Origin of the sequence: Oceanicella sp. SM1341 (assembly GCF_003448965.1) — a bacterium.
In the GTDB taxonomy this organism is placed as follows: domain Bacteria; phylum Pseudomonadota; class Alphaproteobacteria; order Rhodobacterales; family Rhodobacteraceae; genus Paroceanicella.
This window is the reverse complement of sequence record NZ_QRGC01000068.1, coordinates 1-3606: the sequence shown is the minus strand read 5'-3', so window position 1 is coordinate 3606 and position 3606 is coordinate 1. Positions and strand designations below refer to the sequence as shown.

Genomic DNA, 3606 nt, shown 5'->3' with positions numbered 1-3606 from the left:
ACGCGAGCGCCCGGCGCGATCTCTCGCCCGGGCGCAGGTTCTAGAAGTTATCGATCTGCTACTCTAAAGCCGGATTAGCGGTCAAGAGGGGGAAATCCGACCGCTCACACGTTGTGCGGCTGCAGGAACAAGGACTGGGACAGAGAGTCATAGAAGCTCTCGAAGGCCAGCGGGTCGGAAATCTCGGTCTGGTTCGTCTGACCGGAGGCGCGAACGATGGTGACGCCGGATGACTCTCTAATCGAGACGGTCAGGCGCGACAGGTCCCTGCCATAGCGTGTAGCGGAAACAGTCCCCAGAATTGGGTCTACGCGATCAATGACGTATTCAAGATCCTGAAGCGTGGAGACAACCGCCTGAAGAACGGCGTCGCGGTCAGCCGTATCGTACTCGCGGGTAGAGATGACGCGCTGTGCCGCTTGGCTGCGCGTCGATTGCAGGACCTGTTGCGTGCTGTTCATCTGGCAACCGGCGATCAGGAAAGTAACCCCGAAAAGAAACAGAGAATTGAGAGCTTTCACAATCGATCTCCTCATATCGAATGGGCCGTCAAAAAGGCAGATTGAGCTACACGCTCGAAAAACTGCTGGTACAGGCTCGGATCATTCAGGGTCTCGCCCGTGGACAGCATTGCGCCAGGTCGGTTCACGACCCGTTGGAAGATCGCTCGCACGATTGTCCCGCCGCCCTCCGGAAGGGCGCGCACCGACACTTGGACCCGCAGTTGCGCTCCGGCGCGTTTGGAGCCCACGATCACGCCGGTTTGGGTGCTGCTCTCGTCGATGCCAAAGCCAAGATCCTGCAGCGCTCCGAGGGCCGATTGCATCATCAGCTCCTGGTCACCAGTCTCGAACCGGCGCGACTGTTGCGACCGTGCAGACACCGCGCTCGAACTCGGGCTCAACGATGCCAGTTGCTGCTCCGGCGTCGCCGCGCAGCCTACCATCAAAGTCGCGAAGCCGCAGAGAACGGAACGGCGCCCGAGCATCAGAACGACGATTGGCGATAGCTGAAATCGCTCACCCTGCCAGTTGCATCATACTTGACGATCACGGTCAGAGTGCGCTGCGTCGTCGCCGACGCCGCGGCGTTCGCTCCGACACCTGCCAGAAACAGCGCGTTCACGCCACCTGATGACCCCGAGTAGGCGCTCTGCGTGGAGATCTTGTCGTAGATCCAGGTCTCGCCCCCGCCGGAGTTGCTGGTAACAACGTTCGGCGAGCCGAGAACGGAGGCAACGTCAGAACCGGTCATGCCGACATGAATCTCACGCTGCACAACCCCGACGGTGAGCTTGTCGTCGGCGCTGTTCGCGGCAGCCACATCGCGGGCATGTTCGCTGGCGGGTGTGCATGCGGCCAGAGCGGCGGTCGCGGTGATGCAGAGAAGGGTGAACCTGTACATTTTCACTCCGTGGTGTTCGATTTGGCCTGCGCTTCGCGCTCGGCCAGAGTGTTGAGCTCGGCGACCGGTCTTGCGGCGTCGGGCGCGTCATCGGTTTCCGAGAGAGTGGTCAGTGACCGCCCCATCGTGTCCCCGAGCGGGACAAAGAAGTCCCTCTGATAGAACTCCGGACTGTCGACCTGCGCCTCTTGGATTTGAGAGATGACAGACGCGTTTGCACGCACTGCGCTCTCCTCCTCCCCCCGGCTCTGCACGACCACGGCGAGACGAAGGGAGGATGAGCGCGTTCCGCTAACCACACCAGCTTCCGGTGCCACGCGTGTGATGCGGTACCCCAGATCGTGCATGGTCTCGATCACCGAGCGCATTGTGTTGTCGAAGTCCCCAGGCACGACCCGCGTCTGGATCGTGCGCAGCTCCACTGCGCTCTTCTTGCTCGGAACATACTGCAGGGCAGGCTGGGCACACGCGCTCAGGGCCAGCGCCGCGACAATTCCAAAAACTCGCCAACGCATCAGCGTTCTCCCATTGCCAGGCCGGCGCGGACCTTCTCGAAGAAGCCCGACGAGAACTCCGGTGCCGTCAGATCTTCGGCCCGGGAGAGGCCGTTGTTGCGGGTCACGATCCGCTCGAAGGAAATGCGGAGCTGCACATCGGAAGTGCTTACCGGTCTGGATGTCACCGTCGCTCGAATCACCTGATCCTTATCCCAGGTGGCGTTGTAGGAAGCTCCCATCAACGCAAAGGCAACAGTGAGCGCAATCTGCCCGGCCACCTCTCCGGTCTCGACCGCATCGCGATCCTTGGAGCCCGCGAGTACGCCGTACTGTGCCACGCTTTCCTCAATCGTGAAGCCGAGATCCTGAAGAACCTGCGTGGTTTCAATGAGTAGCTGCTGCTCCGTCACATCGTGGAAGACGGCTGTCTGCCGTTCGCGGATGGCAGCCGCGTCGGCTCGAGGCGCGCCCACCACGAGAGCTGTCTTGTTTGCCCAATCGGGGTCTGCACAGGCAGAAAGGGAGAGGGACACGGCAACTATCGCGAGCGCGGAAACGGCCTTTGGACGGGGAATAAGAGAGAACGGCCTCTCTGAGGCGATCATGGTGGAAAGGCGCAAATCACAAACCTCTAAACAAAGCGTTACCAAATCCCTATCGAGCGAAAATAAGCTTCTGTCAACCAGATGCAGCGACTGCATGAACATTTCCGAAGAGCCGCGGCCGGAGATTTTTCGATCCGGAGAGGCCGACAAGTCCAGAAAAGCGCCATGCCTTCAGTTGGGGCGGTCAGGCTGAAGGCATGGCTCCGATCAACCGGCTGTTCCTCTCGCGACACGGCCGTCCCAAGCAGCTGCCACCGCTTCAAGCGCCTCGAGTAGAGCGGCACCCGCCTTCGCTCGTATGCCGCCTCCGTCGACCCAGCCATGCTGCTGTAGAGCGGCGCTCAAACTGTGTCCCTCCATGCACACCAGGTCGAGCAGCGCGCGCGCCGTGACGGGGGTGGGGCGCAACATCGCAGACGTCTCGGATGTGAAGCCCTGATGTTTCGCGCCGAGTTCGGCCGCCGCCTGAGGGTTGCCCCGTCGAGCGAGGTGCCGTCGGGGCATCAGCCCCGCGAGCTCTCCAATCGCCCGATGCGCCTGGTCGAGCTTCCTCTGGATCGCAATGCGCCGCAGCGCCGCTCGAAGCTGCATCACCTGGGGGCTCTCAGACGTGCCGCCATTCCCCTCCCGCACCAGGCTGTCCACCGTAGGCGAGGCCGACGCGAGCTCGCTCAGCGCGCCATAGAGCACCCCCACCTCCACCAGATACGGCGGCAGGTTCATCGCCCTCAGCGGCCGCACCAGCGTCACATGCCCGGCGAAGGTGATCCGCTCTCCGCCCTCCCAGATCTCGATGGGCACCCACTCGCCCCGCGCGCCGCCATCCTGGCGCCGGGTGCGGCGCGGGCTGATGCGACGGGAGCGGGTGGCGGGGCCGCCCTCGAGGCGGGCGCGGATCTCGGCCACGGTCTGCTTGCGTCTCGGTTTTGCCATCACAGGCCCTCCGCTTCGATCTCGCCGCGCACCAGCTGCGCGGCTATGCGTTCGCGTCGCTCCCAGGAGGCCCGGAAGGCGGCTTCGTCAGGGGTGAGCACCTGGCCGGCGGCGAGGCGCTCGGAGATCACCTGCAGGCGGCGGCGCTCCTCGGTGGCGGCCTCGCG

General features: G+C 63.3%; 6 protein-coding genes. All 6 read right to left on the bottom strand.

What is annotated here, in order from left to right:
• Positions 1-104 precede the first annotated feature (104 nt).
• Positions 105-521, bottom strand: a complete 417-nt coding sequence (locus D3P35_RS25615) for a hypothetical protein (protein WP_118138761.1) — start codon at positions 519-521, stop codon at positions 105-107.
• 11 nt (positions 522-532) lie between these two features.
• Positions 533-826 (bottom strand): hypothetical protein, encoded by a 294-nt coding sequence (locus D3P35_RS26455; protein WP_157982343.1) that lies wholly within the window; start codon positions 824-826, stop codon positions 533-535.
• Positions 827-987: 161 nt separating this feature from the next.
• A complete protein-coding gene (locus tag D3P35_RS25605) occupies positions 988-1404 on the bottom strand; it encodes a hypothetical protein (protein WP_118138759.1) in 417 nt (138 codons plus the stop codon).
• Positions 1405-1406: 2 nt separating this feature from the next.
• The gene (locus D3P35_RS25600; protein WP_118138758.1) at positions 1407-1919 is read right to left on the bottom strand and encodes a hypothetical protein; all 513 of its coding nucleotides are present in this window, start codon (positions 1917-1919) and stop codon (positions 1407-1409) included.
• Positions 1919-2602 carry a hypothetical protein gene (locus D3P35_RS25595; protein WP_157982342.1) on the bottom strand — a complete coding sequence of 228 codons (684 nt, stop codon included), beginning with the start codon at positions 2600-2602 and terminating at the stop codon, positions 1919-1921. The genes D3P35_RS25600 and D3P35_RS25595 overlap by 1 nt, the downstream gene beginning before the upstream one ends.
• A 111-nt stretch (positions 2603-2713) precedes the next feature.
• Positions 2714-3439, bottom strand: coding sequence for a hypothetical protein (locus D3P35_RS25590; protein ID WP_118138756.1), 726 nt, complete (start codon positions 3437-3439; stop codon positions 2714-2716).
• Between the last annotated feature and the right edge of the window lie 167 nt (positions 3440-3606).

What these genes read in the sequence shown, in the direction of transcription:
- D3P35_RS26455 (WP_157982343.1), bottom strand. Translation starts at nt 826, where the DNA reads ATGCAATCGGCCCTCGGAGCGCTGCAGGATCTTGGCTTTGGCATCGAC.
- D3P35_RS25590 (WP_118138756.1), bottom strand. Translation starts at nt 3,439, where the DNA reads ATGGCAAAACCGAGACGCAAGCAGACCGTGGCCGAGATCCGCGCCCGC.
- D3P35_RS25595 (WP_157982342.1), bottom strand. Translation starts at nt 2,602, where the DNA reads ATGCAGTCGCTGCATCTGGTTGACAGAAGCTTATTTTCGCTCGATAGG.
- D3P35_RS25605 (WP_118138759.1), bottom strand. Translation starts at nt 1,404, where the DNA reads ATGTACAGGTTCACCCTTCTCTGCATCACCGCGACCGCCGCTCTGGCC.
- D3P35_RS25600 (WP_118138758.1), bottom strand. Translation starts at nt 1,919, where the DNA reads ATGCGTTGGCGAGTTTTTGGAATTGTCGCGGCGCTGGCCCTGAGCGCG.